Consider the following 15,924-nt stretch of genomic DNA (forward strand, 5'->3'; position numbering starts at 1 on the left):
CAAAAACAGTGCAAGACGCACTATTTCGGTGCCTTCGGCTTGATATGGAACAGGGCTGTCTAAGGCACGATCGCAACCCGAAATCTGTATCTTTGCTGACTAAAATCTGGATTAGCAGAATTGAATATGGATAAAGGATTGTCTCGAGCGCAATAGCTTATATACTGCCTGCCTTGTGGCAATCCCTAGGTCATTCGTATTACCTAGTGTGAAGTAATATTTCGTGCCCTTTGAGCAGTATTCACAGTCATCAATCATATAAAGAGGTTATAAATGATGAAGTGTTTTCAGGCAGCGCAATCTAAACCATCCCTGTTAGCCATAGTGGTATTAACGACCGCGTTAGTTGTATCGGGTTGTACAACAATCAATCCTTATTCAAACGAAGAGCAAACCGCTAAAGCGACCAGTGGCGCATTGATTGGCGCTGTTGCAGGGGCTGCCATTGGCGTCGTCTCTTCGAGTAAAAGCGACCGTGGTAAAGGTGCGTTAATTGGTGCGGCATCAGGCGCTGCAGTCGGTGGTGGTATTGGTTATTACATGGATGTGCAAGAGACCAAATTACGCCAACAACTCGCTTCAACTGGCGTGAGTGTGACCCGTAGCGGTGATAACATCATTTTGAACATGCCTAATGAAGTCACCTTCGGCGTAGATCAAACCGAGTTAAGTGACGGCGCTAAACGCGTGTTGAATTCAGTGGCGCTTGTGGCCAAAGAATACAGCAAAACGCAGCTTAACGTATTAGGTTATACCGACAGCAGTGGCTCAGACTCGTACAATTTACGTCTGTCACAAGTGCGTGCGGGCGAAGTGGGTAATTACTTGATGAGCAAAGGCGTCGCCTCTGCCCGTGTAAAATCAAAAGGCATGGGTGAAGCGAGTCCAATTGCATCAAATGCCAATGCCAATGGCCGCGCCCAAAACCGCCGTGTTGAGATTGTATTAACGCCGACGGGTCAGTAGTTCAGCATTATCCGTTTTACAAAAGTCGCCTGAGGGCGACTTTTTTGTGTCCGTGTTTGGGATATTTAGCCATGAGTGCCTCGCGGATTTTAGCTAGACAATTTGTCCTTGCTAACCTGTGTTATGGGTGATCTACACCACAATCACATCACAGCGGTTTGCCTTGGGATGAGTTCAGCTTGATCCCTTTATCGATTTCACGTTCTGTATGGGGATAAGTCACCAGAATGACTTTTAGCGCCCAGAGGAGAATATGATTATGATAAGCAAACACCTGTTAGTCGCCTTGAGTTTAAGCCCTGTCATCATGGTGGCTGCTGTACAAGGAATGCCGATGAAAGCCGAAGTGACCACGGGCGCTGCGCAGATAGAATTGCGCGCCGCAGGCAGCTTAAAGGCTGCAATGAAGGATATTATTGCCGCTTATCAAGCACAGTCGCACACGAGTGTTGCTGCGCAATATGCACCTTCAGGTTTATTGTTAAAACGCATTCAAGAGGGCGAGAAAGTCGATATTTTTGCTTCGGCCAACATGAAACATCCGCAGGCGTTAGTGGATGCGGGTCAGGGTAAAGCAGTGCAAATGTTTGCCCGTAATCAACTCTGCGCGGTTGCCCAAGATAATGTCCAAGTGACGAGCGCAACGCTACTCGATACCTTGTTAGATCCTAAGGTCAAAGTTGGCACTTCAACCCCGAAAGCCGATCCGGCGGGGGATTATGCCTGGGCCGTTTTTGCTAAGGCAGAAGCGGTAAAACCCAATGCGAAAGCCGCGTTAGAGACCAAGGCATTGCAACTGACGGGAGGCCCTGAGAGTGCTAAACCGCCTAAAGATCGCAATCCCTATGGCTGGGTGATGGAAAACAAACAAGCAGATATCTTTTTAACCTATTGCACCAATGCTGTGCTGGCTAAACAAGAAGTGCCGAGTCTACAAATCATCGATTTACCGCAGGAACTCGCCGTGGGTGCCGACTATGGTTTATTGGTTTTGCAGGGCGCCAATGCTGCCGCTAAGCCGTTAGCTGAGTTTATTCTATCGGCAAAAGGCCAAGCGATTCTGAGTCGTTATGGTTTTCAACCTCCGGCAAAATAGCCTTATTTAGTTTTTCAGCGAGATAAAAAAACGGCATCCTTTTTGGTGCCGTTTTTGTTATCAACTCAAACTGTAAAAGCGTTAAAGAATTAGTGCGTTAGTGCATCAGGTAGAGCGTGGCTAATCCGAGGAAGGCGAACAGACCAACCACGTCAGTGACTGTGGTTAGCACCATGCCGCCCGCGAGGGCAGGATCGATTTTAAGGCGTTTTAAAATCAATGGAATACTCGCACCTGCAAGCCCTGCTACTGTCATGTTGATCAGCATGGCGCTACCAATTAAGCCCGCCAGTGCCATATCATCCTTCCACAGCAACACGGCGATAAAGACTAAAATTGACCACATCAAGCCATTGAGAAAACCAATCGATAGCTCTTTACCGATAAGCCAGCGGGCGTTGCTTTGGCCGATATGGCCTAAAGCAATACCACGGATCACGAGCGCTAAGGTTTGATTACCGGCCACACCGCCCATGCTAGGGACAATTGTCATCAAGATAGCGATGGTAGCAAATTGCTCGATAGTGCCTTCAAACATATTGCTGACCGAGGAGGCGAGTAGCGCGGCGAACAAGTTAATCGTGAGCCAGAGTGAGCGACGTAGGGTACTTTTTAGCACTGGGCCAAAAGTATCCTCGTCATCGTCCATCCCCGCCATCCCCATCATGGAGTGTTCGGCGTCTTCGCGGATAACATCGACCACGTCATCGATTGTGATCCGTCCTAGCAGCTTGCCATCGCCGTCAACGACGGGAGCAGATACCCAGTCATTACGTTCGAATTTCTGCGCGACTTCGCTGTCGGACATGCTCACAGGAATACTTTGGATATCGGGGTCCATGATGTGGCGAATTGTGGTGCTTGGCGCGCAGGTCAGCAGATCTGCCAGCCTGACACCGCCGAGCACTTTGTCCTGTTTATCGACCACATATAAGGTATCTGTGGTGTCTGGCAGGTTACCCCTTTGGCGAAGATAGCGCAGCACCACATCGATATTCACATCGGGTCTTAAGGTGACTGTATCTGTGTTCATCAAGCTGCCGGCGGTCTCATCGGGATAGGATAAGGCCTGTTCTACCCGCTGGCGGTTTTGTTCCGTCATCGACTGCAGCACTTGCTTGTAAACGGCATCGGGAAGACTACGTAGGATATAGGCCAGATCGTCGGTGTCCATGCTCGCCGTTGCCTTCGCAACCCGCTCAGGACTCATGCTGCGGATCAGCGGATCTTTAAGTTCTTCACTCAACTCATCGAGTATGTCGCCTATTTGTTCCTGATCGATAAGCTGCCACAGCACTTGTCTGGCGCTGGGTGGTGAGGATTCTAAGATCAGCGCGATATCAGAGGCGGCCATTTTTTGCAGCATGTTACGTACGTGCACAAACATGCCACTACTAAGCGCTTGGTTTAACTGGTCTAGACTATGTCCGGTGTGATCGTTTTCTGAATTATCTACGGGCATTTGTCCTCCATAGTTGTCCGCCACTGTGCGGCAAATTGGTTCGAGAGTGCGCTGCTTGGCGCAGGGCTGAGACTAGGCGGTTAAGACTAAGGTGAGTCGGCGGTAATGCTCGCTAGTGTAATCGCCTATGGTTCGTGCCGTCGAGCGACAAATGTGTCGCCAAGCTTTTGAAACGAGATGTGAACTGCACAAATACGCAGTGCTAAGTGTGATGTGTACTAATCTGAGTGCCTGTTTGAAACACTGAATATGAAATGAAACTAACAGGCTTCGTCAAACTTAGCGTCGATTAAGGCACAAATGGCATCCAGAGCGGGCTCAGCATCTGGGCCTTCGGCGATAAGTTTAATGGTTTTACCCATGCCAGTCTCAAGCATCAATAAGCCGAGTACGCTGGCGGCGGATGCCTGTTTATCACCTTGTATCAAGGTGATGCTTGCATCAAACTCGGATGCCAGTACCACGAGCTTTGTGGCGGCACGGGCATGTAATCCCAGTTTGTTACAGATGGTGATCTGACGTTCAAGCTTTGGCATTATTCAGCTCTCGATGGCGGGCATAAACCTTATGTTTACCGTTACTAAAGCGTTTAGCCAATTGCTCTGCGACGTAAACCGATCTGTGTTGCCCACCCGTGCAGCCAATCGCCACAGTTAAATAACTGCGATTGTTGCGCTCGAGGTGCGGCAGCCAAGTTTCTAGCAAATTCTCGATTTGCCAGATGAACTTATTGACCAGTGGTTGGCGATTTAAGAACTCAGCTACGGGCTCATCTAAGCCAGTTAATGGACGCAGCGCCAGTTCCCAGTGTGGGTTAGGCAGGAAGCGAACATCAAACATAAAGTCGGCTTCGGTGGGCATACCGTGCTTAAAGCCAAAGGACTCAAAGTTGATCACTAATTCTTTATCGACACTGCCGAGCAGAATTTGTCTCACTTGATCGCTTAAATCATAGATATTCAGGTTCGACGTATCTATGTAGTGATCGACCAGTTTTGACATAGGCTCGAGCAGTTTCCCTTCCCGTTTTATTGCTTCTTGTAAAGAGACTTGGCTCTTTGACAAAGGGTGCAAACGGCGAGTCTCGCTGTAACGCTTAAGCAGAATTTTATCGCTAGAATTGAGGAAGAAGCTCGTTAACTCAGTATCAGGAGGTAGGCTCGCGAGTTGTTTAACTAGAACCTTGTCCTGCTCTGGCATGTTACGCACGTCGACACTGATGGCGACGAGATCGTTACTGCCTTTGAGTTGCTCAAGCAAAGTGCCGATTAAGGGCAAGGGAAGGTTATCGACACAGTAATAGCCGAGATCTTCGAGTACCCTTAGGGCGACAGATTTACCTGAGCCTGAGCGGCCCGACACTATGACCAGTTTCATCCAGTGATTACCTGATAGAGTTCCGTTTCATCATGCGTCTTGCGTAATTGTTTTAATATTTGCTTGTCGCTCAGCTTTTCGGCCATGCAAGACAAGGTACTTAAGTGTTGCTGACATTGGTCAGCAGGCACCAGTAGTGCAAATAAAATATCAACAGGTTGCTTATCGATAGCATCGAATGCTATCGGCTCTTCACACTTAATGAGTATGGCAATGGGCTGATTTATATCGGTTAATCGACCATGTGGAATGGCGATGCCGTTCCCTATACCTGTGCTCCCCATCTTTTCGCGCGCCACTAGGCTTTCGAATATCTCTTGAGATGAGAGGGTCGGGTACTGGGCAGCGACTAAGTCGCTGATGAGTTCCAGTACCTTTTTCTTGCTGCCCGGAGTGGCGCAGGTAGTGCACTCCGGCCGCAGTATGGTACAAAGTTCCATTATTAGTGTTTTGTTAACTTCTCTTTGTGTTTAATAACCTGACGATCAAGCTTGTCAATCAGGGCGTCTATAGCGGCATACATGTCAGCATGCTCTGAAGTTGCAAAAACTTCACCACCGATAAGATTTATTCTCGCTTCGGCAATCTGTTGCATTTTCTCGACATTGAGCACAACGTGCACATTATTGATCTGTTCGAAATGGCGTTCAAGTTTTGAAAACTTTTCTTCTACATATGCGCGTAACGATTCGGTAATTTCGACATGGTGTCCACTCAGGTTTATTTGCATAGAAACGTCCTCCGATATCCACTGTAGGTTATAAACTTTTACGCTGATTAGAAGGCGGAATGAGCATAGCCTCTCGGTACTTCGCAATGGTTCTGCGGGCTACGTTGATCCCTTGTTCTGCCAGAAGTTGTGCCATCTTACTGTCGCTTAATGGTTTTTTCTGGTTTTCCGCTGCAACCAGTTTCTTAATGAAGGCTCTGATTGCTGTGGATGAGCACTCCCCACCATCGTCAGTTCCGACGTGGCTAGAGAAGAAGTATTTTAGTTCAAAAAGTCCCTTAGGGGTATGCATGTATTTTTGGGTGGTCACCCGTGAGATGGTGGACTCATGCATTTCTACCGCTTCGGCAATATCGTTAAGCACCATAGGTTTCATGGCTTCTTCACCGTATTCGAAGAAACCTTGCTGATATTGCACTATGCAATTCGCAACTTTAAGTAAAGTGTCGTTACGGCTTTCTAGGCTTTTGATAAACCATTTAGCCTCTTGCAGATGGCCACGAATAAATTGGCTATCGGCTTGGTTTTTAGTACTGCGCGCCATCGATGCATAATGTTGATTTACATTGATTTTTGGCATGCAGTCTGGGTTCAGTTCAACCACCCAGCGGCCATTCTTCTTCGACACAGACACATCTGGGATGACGTATTCGTCATCGTTGGGCGTAATCAATAAACCTGGGCGGGGATTGAGGGTTTGGATAAGCGCGATGCCGTCCCTTAACTCATCCTCTTTTAATTTAGTCTTACGCATCAACAATCTAAAATCGCGCGCGGCGATCAGATCTAAATGATCTTTGATCAACATGCGGGCATTTTCGAGGTGTGGAGTGTCAGCGGCGAAATGCGACAGTTGGATCAGCAGGCACTCGCTTAAATCGCGGGCGGCCACACCAATGGGATCAAAATGTTGAATGCGCTTGAGTACGGCTTCAACTTCGTCAAGCTCAACTTCAGGATTGCCCATGGCTTCGAGAATTTCTTCAGTGCTTTGAGTGAGATAGCCTTGATCGTCGATGGCATCAATAATGGCGGTGGCAATGGCTAAATCGGTTTCAGAAAACGGCGTGAGGTTTTTTTGCCATTCTAAGTGCTCATACAAGCCTTCACTGGTCTCACCTTGGAAGGGCATATCATCTTCACGACTGCCGCCGGGGCCAGAATTAGGGGAGGCAGTGAACACTTCATCCCAGGTGGTGTCCATGGGGAGCTCGTCGGGCATGGATTCTTTGGTTAAGGACTCTGCCGTGTCTATTGTGGAGCTGTCTTTCTCAGGCGGCAGAGTGCTCGATTCACTGAAATCCGTATCGGAAAGCGTTTGGTTTACAGGGTCTTTAGTGGCGTCGAATTGATCCTCTTCCAGCTCGAGAAGGGGATTAGAATCTAAGGCTTGCTGGATCTCTTGCTGCAGTTCTAATGACGACAGTTGCAACAGACGAATGGCCTGTTGTAATTGTGGCGTCATGGTTAACTGTTGACCCAGTTTGAGCTGGAGTGACGCTTTCATGTTACCGCTGATCCCTACGTTATTATTGTTGGATGAGGTCGCTTGTTATCATCTTGAGTGGAGCACAATGCTGGCACAAATTGCCTTCATTGGCTCCGCTTGATTAACTATAGCCTGAATTGTTCACCTAAGTACACAGCCCTAACTTGCTGATTGTCTAAGATCTCTGCAGGTGTTCCTTCGGCAATCAGGTTTCCGTGACTCACAATATAGGCATGTTCACACACATCTAATGTCTCGCGAACATTATGGTCGGTGATCAACACGCCAAGGCCTCGACTTTTGAGCTGTTCGATAATCTTTTTGATGTCGATAACTGAAATCGGATCGACACCCGCAAAGGGTTCATCGAGCAAAATGAACTTAGGATTTGCTGCTAACGCCCGTGCAATTTCGACACGGCGACGTTCGCCCCCCGACAATGACATGCCTTGGCTGTCACGGATGTGGGTGATGTGGAATTCTTCGAGCAGATGCTCGAGTTGTTCTTCCCTTTGCTCTTTCTTCAATTCTTTGCGCGTTTGCAGTACGGCCATGATGTTGTCATGGACGGTCAGCTTACGGAAGATACTGGCTTCCTGCGGCAAGTAACCTATGCCTTTGCGGGCGCGCAGGTGCATAGGATCCGCGGTTAAATCATCATCGTCGATAAAGATGTGGCCTTTATCGCTTTTAACCAGACCGACGACCATGTAAAAGGTGGTGGTTTTACCCGCACCGTTTGGGCCGAGTAGTCCAACAACTTGACCTGTCTTTACCGTTAGACTGACGTCTTTAACCACTTGGCGACTCTTATAACTCTTCGCCAGATTTTGTGCTCTTAGGGTGATTTGGGTCATTTAGAGTCCTGCTTTTTCACAGGTTTATCCGCTGGCGCGTCAGGTTTGGCATCATCTTGATAGTTTTCTGGCTGAATAATAGTGATCACGCGATCGTCACCACTACCTGTGCTCTCAGCAATCAATTTTTGCTGGATAATGTTATAGCGGATCACATTACCCGTCACTTGGCTACCCGCTTGATCTAACGAAGCTTGGCCTTTCAGTGTCAGGGTACGGCTTGCCATATCGTAACGAATTTCTTTCGCGCTCGCCGAGGCTGGACGGCCATCGTCTAACACTTGGTTGTAAGTTGCGGGGTTACCAGTGGCCACTAAAATTTTGCTATTTTCACCTTCGGCAGAAAATGCACGCAGTTCATTTGCTTGGATTTTTATCGAGCCTTGGGTAACTTCCACCGGACCAAAGAAGATGATCTGGTTGTTCTTGATATCTGCCGTTTGGCTCACTGCTTTGATTTTAACTTCCTGCTTTAGGTCGTCGACTTTAGCAAAGGCGCTCATGCTCATTATTAGCATTAGGCTGGCAAGTAATACGTTATTTTGCTTCATATGTTCCTACTACCTGACTGGTCAATTTCACTTCTTGCGCGTTGAGGTCGGCATAAAGGCCTTGGCCTTGAATATTAAAATCTTTCCCTGTGACGTAAATGGTACGGTCAGAGGTCATTATCATAGTATTGAGATCGAGTTCCAGATAACTGGTGGACAAGGTCTGGATCGGTTCTTCTGCGCTAATGGCATCAATAATAACATTGTTTTCGAGTACAACCTTGCCCGTTTCCTTGTTTAGCTTGCCCTGATCTGCACTGAGTTGCCATTGTGCTTTACCTTGGTCTGGATAAACAAGATAAACAGGTTGAGTAAAGAAAGTTTGATTCGTTGAATCATAATGTTCCATGTTTTTCGCCGTCACACGGCTATTGACTAGCCCTTGTTCATTGAACTCAACACTGCGCAGATCTTCAACGATGAAATCTGGGGTATTTTGATCTTTTACTCGGTTATCGGTATCACCGCTGTGTTTGTTCTGCACTTGCCAGTAAAGCGCTAGTGCGGTTCCAAAAAAAGCGATAATTGCGAGTGTCACACGACTCATATACTCATTCCATGGGCCGAAGTGAATTTATTTTGACTGAGTAGCAACAGATCTGTGAGTTCACGCAGTGCACCGTGCCCGCCATTGAGCGTAGTGACAAAGTGGGCGTGCTGACGCACATAGGGATGACCATCGGCCACACTGACCGCTAAACCGACGACATTCATCACGGGTAAATCGACAATATCATCACCGATATACGCTACTTCTTCCGGGGTGACACCATAGAGTGCGAGCAATGCTTCATAGGGCTCGAACTTATTATCTACGCCTTGGTAAATATGGGTAACCCCAAGGGCTGTCATACGGTTTTCAACGATTTTGGATTGACGTCCAGTGATAACGGCGAGATTAAAACCGCTGGTGAGTAGCGAGCGCACACCATAGCCGTCGCGTGTGTGGAAGGCTTTTAGCTCTTCGCCGCTATTGCTTAAGTAGATACGGCCGTCGGAAAACACTCCATCGACGTCACAAATCAACAGTTTAATCTTTTGCGCGCGTTGCCACACATCATCACTGATTGGGCCGTAAAATCCTTGCTGTGGCATTAAATGACTCCTGCTTTAACCATGTCTAGCATGTTAAGAGCGCCGATAGGATGGCGGTCTTTATCGATAACAATTAATCCGTTGATGTTTTTGGAATCCATCACTTGCAGCGCTTGGGCGGCCAATACATTATCCGTGATGGTCACGCAGTTACGGGTCATCACATCGGCGATGGGCGTTGTACGCAGATTCACTTCGGCATCGATAACGCGGCGTAAATCACCATCGGTGAAGATACCGACCAGTTTGCGCTGATCATCGATAATCGCCGTCATGCCTAAGCCTTTCTTGGAAATTTCGTACAGGGCTTCTGTGATGCAAATATCGTGGTTAACGAGCGGTAAGTCATCACCGCTGTGCATCACATCGCAGACTTTTAACAATAATTTACGCCCTAACGCGCCGCCTGGATGAGACATAGCAAAATCATCACGGGTAAAGCCTTTGGCTTGTAGCAGCGCAATGGCAATGGCATCGCCCATGACTAAGGTCGCTGTGGTGCTTGATGTTGGAGCGAGTCCCAGTGGGCAAGCCTCTTCTGGAACTTCAATACATAAATGTACTTTAGCTAAGCGTGCCATGTTCGATTCGGGTTTGCCTGTTACCGCAATAACGGGTACGCCCATACGTTGGATGACGGGCATTAAGGTGAGGATTTCGCTCGACTCACCTGAATTTGAAATCGCTAAAATCACATCGTTATCGGCTAATACACCGAGATCACCGTGGCTGGCTTCACCCGGATGCACAAAAAATGCGGGCGTTCCTGTGCTGGCGAGGGTGGCAGAAATCTTATTGCCGATATGGCCCGACTTGCCCATGCCCATGACAATCACTTTGCCTGTACAGTTGAGGATCAACTCGCAAGCTTCTGCAAATTCAGCCGAATCAACATATTGATAAAGATTGTCTAGGGCTGACTTTTCAATGTCGATAACTTTACAGCCCCATTGGCGCAGTTGTGATTTGTCTACCATGTCTATCTCTCTTTTTGCATTGTCTTTGTCGCCCCATGATGGGATTGGAATAGCACAATTTGGTACGCGATAAAGATGATATGTAATAGGCTTTCTGCCAAGTTTTAGTTTGTTTTCAGACGATTTAGCTTATGTCTCGTTGTGGTGAGTTTCCTAAAACAACAAAACAATTGCGGCAGGCTAGAGTGATTGATCTGACTCGTCAAGTTCAGCTGCGGCAGCTATGCATGCACAATAACCCGTTAAGCAACTGAAGGCCTTGAGCAATATCATCGTCTTTGTCGTTTATTTCAATGGATTTATCCCGTATCGCAGTGGAGATTACCGCACGGGATGCCTCGATTTCACACTCGTGTATCGACTTATCACACCTTAAAAGTGGACGAAGAGCGAGCTAAGTGCGAACGAATTAGCCAATATTGCCAATTCTGCAACTAGGTTGAAAACATTAAGTAACATTTTACCTATGCAGAGTGAAAACTTAGGGCGCATTTTCGCTGTAAATGAGGCAAATTGAAAGTATCACTGGGCGATAGTGTCGATTCGGTTGTAGGTTAAAGCGCAATTACGTACAATTTGCGGCTCTTCGATTGGTCAGTCTAGGAAGACTAGGATCACCTCTTTGCAAATGTCGGAATCAAGCATGACTCAAGAACAAACGCCGTTGGTTGAGATCCGTAATTTGGGGTTTAGCCGCGGTCAGCGTGTGATATATGAAGATATTAGCCTGTCCATTCCAAGGGGCAAGGTGACGGCGATCATGGGGCCGAGCGGCATAGGCAAAACGACCCTGTTAAAGTTGATCGGCGGACAATTAACGCCTGACCACGGGCAAGTGTTATTCGACGGTCACGATATCCATGGCGTGAGTCGCAATGAATTATTTAGTCTGCGTAAGCGGATGAGCATGCTGTTTCAAAGTGGCGCGCTGTTTACTGACATTAATGTGTTCGATAACGTGGCGTTTGCGCTGCGCGAACATTCTGGTCTGCCAGAAGACATTATTCGCACTATCGTGCTGATGAAGCTTGAAGCCGTAGGCTTGCGTGGCGCCGCCCAGATGATGCCAAGTGAGTTATCCGGTGGTATGCAACGCCGCGCAGCATTGGCCAGAGCCATAGCGCTTGAGCCTGAAATGGTGATGTACGATGAGCCTTTTGCCGGCCAAGATCCAATCTCTATGGGCGTGTTAGTGAAGCTTATTCGTGAGTTATCGGATGCGCTCAATTTGACCTCCATAGTAGTGTCCCACGATGTGGATGAAGTCCTCGGCATTGCCGATTATGTGTATGTGGTGGCCGACAAAAAAGTTATTGCCTACGGTACGCCAGAAGAATTGAAATACGCCGACAATCCACAGCTTAAACAGTTTATTCAAGGCGCGCCCGATGGCCCTGTGCCGTTCCATTATCCGGCGAATGATTACCAACAAGAATTGATGGCAAAAGGAGTTGGCAAGTGAAGTTAATAGACAGTATTGCCGACTTGGGCCGCAGCGCAATTGAGTTAGTGCTCGGTTTTGGCCGCGCAGGTCTTATGTTGTGGGGGGCGATTTTTCGCTGGCCACGGGTGCGCAAAGGTTTTCCATTATTAGTGCGCCAGATTTATGTGGTCGGCGTGCAATCTATGGTGATTATTTTAGTCTCAGGGCTTTTTATCGGCATGGTGTTGGCGCTACAAGGCTACAACATCTTAGTCGGTTTTGGCACCGAAGAAAGCTTAGGCCCTATGGTGGCGCTCAGTTTACTGCGTGAGTTAGGGCCCGTGGTTACCGCACTTTTGTTTGCGGGACGTGCGGGTTCTGCCTTAACCGCTGAAATTGGTTTGATGAAGAGTACCGAGCAGCTCTCGAGTTTAGAGATGATGGCTATCGACCCATTAAGGCAGATTATTGCACCGCGCTTTTGGGCGGGGGTGATCAGTATGCCATTACTGGCGTTAATGTTTACCGCTGTGGGTATATATGGCGGTCACATAGTCGGCGTGGAATGGAAAGGAATCGATAGCGGGGCGTTTTGGTCGATTCTGCAGGCGTCGGTCGAGTGGCGTCAGGACATAGTTAACTGCTTGATCAAGAGTGGTGTGTTTGCCGTAGTGGTCACTTGGATTGCGTTATATCGCGGTTATCAAGTGATCCCAAATCCGGAAGGTATCAGCCGTGCAACGACTCAAACTGTGGTTCAGTCGAGTCTCGCTGTATTGGCATTAGATTTTTTACTGACAGCCCTGATGTTTGGCCGCTAACGGAACACTGCGGATTTCGACACAGGTAAGATGGATTAACAGAGTGGTAGCTGAACATGTTGACACGAAAAATTGAATTATTAGTGGGTGTGTTTCTTTTAACGGGATTGGCCGCTTTTTTGGTCTTAGTCTTTAACGTTGCCAATATTGAAGTGAAAAGCAGCGATAGCACTTACACCATAAAAGCCAATTTCACCAATATTGGTGGCTTGAAGGTGCGTTCGCCCGTCAAGGTTGGCGGTGTCGTGGTTGGCCGCGTCAGTGGCATAGATTTAGACCCCGTTAAGTTAGTGGCTGTGGTCACCTTAGTGATGGACAAGCGTTACGATAAATTTCCAGAAACCAGTAGTTTAGCCATTTTGACTTCGGGTTTGTTGGGCGAGCAATTCTTAGGGTTAACACCGGGTTTTGTCGATGATGATGTCAGTATGCTGAAAGATGGCGATAAGATTGATGATACGCGCTCGGCATTAGTGTTGGAGGAACTGATTGGTCAGTTCTTATATAGTATGGGTTCGAAAGACAAATAGGGGTTACCGCTATGTTTAAAAACTTATCTCGTTTTTTATTGCCGTTAGTGATGGTTTTAGGGACAACGAGCGCTGTCGCCGCCGATGTGGTTGTCGATACGACAGATCCGTATGCCATGGTGAAAGCCGTTGCTAATAAAACCTTCGATCGTTTTCATAAAGATAAAGCGTTAATTGATGCAAATTCAGACCATTTAAAGGTAATCGTTCGTGAAGAACTGATGCCTTATGTCGATTATAAATATGCCTCTTACAAAGTCTTAGGCCAATATCTTAAGGATTCAACCGAAGACCAACGTAATCGTTTTGTCGATGCCTTTGAAGGTTATTTAGTGTCGACCTATGCCCAAGCCTTTACTGAGTACACCAATCAAAAAGTGGAATTTTCACCTGGGGTTGATTTCAGCAAAGAGAAAATGGTGGATGTGAACGTGCAGATCATCGAAGCCGGTCGTCCGCCAATTAAACTGTTGTTTAAGGCTCGCCGTTTGAAAGATGACTCATGGAAGGCATTTGATTTAGTCGCCGAAGGTGTGAGCTTACTGTCTTCTAAGCAGTCGGAAATCTCTAATCTAATTCGCCAACAGGGTATCGATCCTGTGATTAAGATGCTTGAAGATCGCACCAAAGAAAAAGTGGTCATGAAGGCTAAATCAGGGAAGTCACAGTCGTGATTGAATTTGTGCAACAGGGCACAGTTTGCCATCTCAAAGGGCGCATAACCCAAGCCGATGTCATTACACTTTGGCCGCAGCGGCAACAACTGCTGAGCGAGTCAACCCAGATATTGTCTTTGTCTGGGCTCGAATACAGTGATAGCGCTGGCATGGCATTTTTGCTGGCGTTAGTGCGTGAACATGGCAGCCAACTTGAATTACGTTCTGCCTCACCACAACTTAAAAAACTCATCGATTTATATGATTTACATGCCTTCTTTACCGAAGAAGTGCATTGATAATAGGGTAATAGATTTCATGGAATGCAGCTTAATCGAACAGATTTTACGTGATGCGTTAGGGCTTGAAGAAGTTCACGCTAGCTCAGATGGTAGCCATTATAAAGTGATCGCAGTAGGCGAATGCTTCGATGGTATGAGCCGAGTCAAACAGCAACAAGCCATTTATGCACCGTTGACGGCACACATTGCCAGCGGTGAATTACATGCATTAACGATCAAAACTTTCACGTCGACTCAATGGAAACGCGAAAAAGTTTTCAACATGCCTAGCTAGTGAGGAAAAGTGGATAAACTAACAATTCAGGCAAGCCCCCCGCTTGCCGGTGATGTGATTATTTCGGGTGCTAAAAATGCAGCTTTGCCTATTCTGATGGCGGGTGTATTGGCTGAAACCGATTTTGTGGTTTCTAACGTGCCCAATCTGCGTGATGTGAGTACGAGCTGTAAATTATTACGCTGTCTCGGCGCTGAAGTGACTGAACTCGGTGATGGACAGATCCGCATTTCTACCACTAATCTGAATGAGTTTTGCGCTCCCTACGATCTCGTGAAAACCATGCGCGCTTCTATCTTGATCTTAGGGCCGTTATTGGCGCGTTATGGTACCGCAGATGTGTCATTGCCTGGCGGCTGTGCCATTGGCGCAAGACCAGTTAACTTACACTTACATGGCCTCGAAATGATGGGTGCCAAGATTGAAGTGAAAGAAGGCTATATTAAAGCCCGTGTTGATGGACGTCTTAAGGGCGCACACATTTTCATGGACATGGTAAGTGTTGGTGCCACCGAAAACTTGCTGATGGCTGCGGCGTTGGCCGATGGCGAAACCGTGATTGAAAATGCGGCTCGCGAACCTGAAGTGATCGATCTCGCTAATTGCTTAATTGCCATGGGCGCAAAAATCACCGGCGTAGGCAGTGCGACACTGCGTATTCAAGGGGTTGAGCGTTTACAGGGCTGTCATTACCGAGTTATGCCAGACCGTATCGAAACCGGTTCATTTTTGGTGGCCGCTGCGGTAACCCGTGGTCGCATCCGTTGCTTAAAAGCCGATCCTGCGTCATTAGAGTCTGTTATCGCGAAACTTGAAGATGCGGGCGCTAAGATCACTACAGGTGAAGATTGGATTGAGCTTGATATGCAAGGTAAGCGTCCAAAGGCGGTCAATATCAAGACGGCACCTTATCCCGGTTTTCCGACGGATATGCAGGCGCAGTTCTGCGTGCTCAACGCCTTAGCGCAAGGCACGGCTACTATTACCGAGACTATCTTCGAAAACCGCTTTATGCATGTGCCTGAGCTTATCCGTATGGGCGCAACCATGGAGCTTGAGGGGAATACCTGTATTATCCAAGGGATTGAGTCCTTGAGTGGTGCGCAGGTGATGGCGACGGATTTACGTGCGTCAGCGAGTCTGGTGATTGCGGGCTTAGTGGCCGATGGCAAGACGATTGTTGATCGTATCTATCACTTAGACCGCGGTTACGAGCATATTGAGAATAAGTTCCAAGGTTTAGGCGCGCAGGTTGTGCGTACTCAGTAACGAGTTATTTAGCTAGGCCTGAGAGATTAAAATCTCGACCCATTAAAAA

At 47.6% G+C, this 15,924-nt stretch carries 21 protein-coding genes; 9 read left to right on the forward strand and 12 right to left on the reverse strand.

Annotation, left to right across the window (positions count from 1 at the left end):
• The first annotated feature begins 276 nt into the window (after positions 1–276).
• The gene (locus AYJ58_RS06125; protein ID WP_443019233.1) at positions 277–966 is read left to right on the forward strand and encodes an OmpA family protein; all 690 of its coding nucleotides are present in this window, start codon (positions 277–279) and stop codon (positions 964–966) included.
• A 148-nt stretch (positions 967–1,114) separates the two neighbouring features.
• Here AYJ58_RS06125 and AYJ58_RS22120 read toward each other — a convergent pair whose 3' ends face one another.
• Complete coding sequence (locus AYJ58_RS22120; protein ID WP_259399979.1) at positions 1,115–1,240, reverse strand: hypothetical protein; 126 nt, start codon at positions 1,238–1,240, stop codon at positions 1,115–1,117.
• Between AYJ58_RS22120 and AYJ58_RS06130 the strand changes: the two genes are divergently transcribed.
• Positions 1,226–2,062 (forward strand): molybdate ABC transporter substrate-binding protein, encoded by an 837-nt coding sequence (locus AYJ58_RS06130; RefSeq protein ID WP_106649410.1) that lies wholly within the window; start codon positions 1,226–1,228, stop codon positions 2,060–2,062. The genes AYJ58_RS22120 and AYJ58_RS06130 overlap by 15 nt on opposite strands.
• 97 nt (positions 2,063–2,159) lie before the next feature.
• Here AYJ58_RS06130 and mgtE read toward each other — a convergent pair whose 3' ends face one another.
• The 11 genes from mgtE to AYJ58_RS06185 form a co-directional block, all read right to left on the reverse strand.
• Positions 2,160–3,524, reverse strand: coding sequence for a magnesium transporter (gene mgtE, locus AYJ58_RS06135; protein ID WP_106649411.1), 1,365 nt, complete (start codon positions 3,522–3,524; stop codon positions 2,160–2,162).
• Positions 3,525–3,784: 260 nt separating this feature from the next.
• Positions 3,785–4,060, reverse strand: coding sequence for an HPr family phosphocarrier protein (locus AYJ58_RS06140; protein WP_106649412.1), 276 nt, complete (start codon positions 4,058–4,060; stop codon positions 3,785–3,787).
• Complete coding sequence (gene rapZ / locus AYJ58_RS06145; RefSeq protein ID WP_106649413.1) at positions 4,047–4,901, reverse strand: RNase adapter RapZ; 855 nt, start codon at positions 4,899–4,901, stop codon at positions 4,047–4,049. The genes AYJ58_RS06140 and rapZ overlap by 14 nt, the downstream gene beginning before the upstream one ends.
• On the reverse strand, positions 4,898–5,341 hold the full coding sequence (ptsN, locus tag AYJ58_RS06150; protein ID WP_106649414.1) for a PTS IIA-like nitrogen regulatory protein PtsN: 444 nt from the start codon (positions 5,339–5,341) through the stop codon (positions 4,898–4,900). Before ptsN ends, rapZ begins: the two co-directional genes overlap by 4 nt.
• Positions 5,342–5,343: 2 nt before the next feature.
• On the reverse strand, positions 5,344–5,631 hold the full coding sequence (hpf, locus tag AYJ58_RS06155) for a ribosome hibernation promoting factor (RefSeq protein ID WP_006083070.1): 288 nt from the start codon (positions 5,629–5,631) through the stop codon (positions 5,344–5,346).
• A gap of 28 nt (positions 5,632–5,659) precedes the next feature.
• Positions 5,660–7,138, reverse strand: coding sequence for an RNA polymerase factor sigma-54 (locus tag AYJ58_RS06160; protein WP_106649415.1), 1,479 nt, complete (start codon positions 7,136–7,138; stop codon positions 5,660–5,662).
• A gap of 107 nt (positions 7,139–7,245) precedes the next feature.
• Positions 7,246–7,977, reverse strand: coding sequence for an LPS export ABC transporter ATP-binding protein (lptB, locus tag AYJ58_RS06165; RefSeq protein ID WP_106649416.1), 732 nt, complete (start codon positions 7,975–7,977; stop codon positions 7,246–7,248).
• Positions 7,974–8,528: a lipopolysaccharide transport periplasmic protein LptA gene (lptA, locus tag AYJ58_RS06170; protein ID WP_106649417.1), complete on the reverse strand. Its 555-nt coding sequence runs from the start codon at positions 8,526–8,528 to the stop codon at positions 7,974–7,976. The genes lptB and lptA overlap by 4 nt, the downstream gene beginning before the upstream one ends.
• Positions 8,515–9,075, reverse strand: a complete 561-nt coding sequence (lptC, locus tag AYJ58_RS06175; protein WP_106649418.1) for an LPS export ABC transporter periplasmic protein LptC — start codon at positions 9,073–9,075, stop codon at positions 8,515–8,517. Before lptC ends, lptA begins: the two co-directional genes overlap by 14 nt.
• Positions 9,072–9,623 carry a 3-deoxy-manno-octulosonate-8-phosphatase KdsC gene (gene kdsC, locus AYJ58_RS06180; protein ID WP_028759542.1) on the reverse strand — a complete coding sequence of 184 codons (552 nt, stop codon included), beginning with the start codon at positions 9,621–9,623 and terminating at the stop codon, positions 9,072–9,074. Before kdsC ends, lptC begins: the two co-directional genes overlap by 4 nt.
• On the reverse strand, positions 9,623–10,600 hold the full coding sequence (locus tag AYJ58_RS06185; protein ID WP_106649419.1) for a KpsF/GutQ family sugar-phosphate isomerase: 978 nt from the start codon (positions 10,598–10,600) through the stop codon (positions 9,623–9,625). Before AYJ58_RS06185 ends, kdsC begins: the two co-directional genes overlap by 1 nt.
• Positions 10,601–11,243: 643 nt before the next feature.
• Here AYJ58_RS06185 and mlaF point away from each other — a divergent pair.
• The 7 genes from mlaF to murA are packed head-to-tail and all read left to right on the forward strand — an operon-like array spanning position 11,244 to position 15,875.
• Entirely contained in the window at positions 11,244–12,062 is an 819-nt protein-coding gene (gene mlaF, locus AYJ58_RS06190) for a phospholipid ABC transporter ATP-binding protein MlaF (RefSeq protein ID WP_106649420.1), read from the forward strand.
• Positions 12,059–12,844: a lipid asymmetry maintenance ABC transporter permease subunit MlaE gene (gene mlaE / locus AYJ58_RS06195; protein WP_006083062.1), complete on the forward strand. Its 786-nt coding sequence runs from the start codon at positions 12,059–12,061 to the stop codon at positions 12,842–12,844. The genes mlaF and mlaE overlap by 4 nt, the downstream gene beginning before the upstream one ends.
• Positions 12,845–12,900: 56 nt before the next feature.
• Positions 12,901–13,374 (forward strand): outer membrane lipid asymmetry maintenance protein MlaD, encoded by a 474-nt coding sequence (gene mlaD, locus AYJ58_RS06200; protein ID WP_006083061.1) that lies wholly within the window; start codon positions 12,901–12,903, stop codon positions 13,372–13,374.
• Positions 13,375–13,385: 11 nt separating this feature from the next.
• Positions 13,386–14,048 carry an MlaC/ttg2D family ABC transporter substrate-binding protein gene (locus tag AYJ58_RS06205; protein ID WP_106649421.1) on the forward strand — a complete coding sequence of 221 codons (663 nt, stop codon included), beginning with the start codon at positions 13,386–13,388 and terminating at the stop codon, positions 14,046–14,048.
• Positions 14,045–14,329, forward strand: coding sequence for an STAS domain-containing protein (locus tag AYJ58_RS06210; RefSeq protein ID WP_106649422.1), 285 nt, complete (start codon positions 14,045–14,047; stop codon positions 14,327–14,329). Before AYJ58_RS06205 ends, AYJ58_RS06210 begins: the two co-directional genes overlap by 4 nt.
• A gap of 19 nt (positions 14,330–14,348) precedes the next feature.
• Positions 14,349–14,606 (forward strand): BolA family protein, encoded by a 258-nt coding sequence (locus AYJ58_RS06215; RefSeq protein ID WP_106649423.1) that lies wholly within the window; start codon positions 14,349–14,351, stop codon positions 14,604–14,606.
• A gap of 9 nt (positions 14,607–14,615) precedes the next feature.
• On the forward strand, positions 14,616–15,875 hold the full coding sequence (gene murA / locus AYJ58_RS06220) for a UDP-N-acetylglucosamine 1-carboxyvinyltransferase (protein WP_106649424.1): 1,260 nt from the start codon (positions 14,616–14,618) through the stop codon (positions 15,873–15,875).
• The last annotated feature ends 49 nt before the right edge of the window (positions 15,876–15,924 follow it).

Origin of the sequence: Shewanella sp. Pdp11, from assembly GCF_002838165.1 — a bacterium.
GTDB lineage: Bacteria > Pseudomonadota > Gammaproteobacteria > Enterobacterales > Shewanellaceae > Shewanella > Shewanella hafniensis.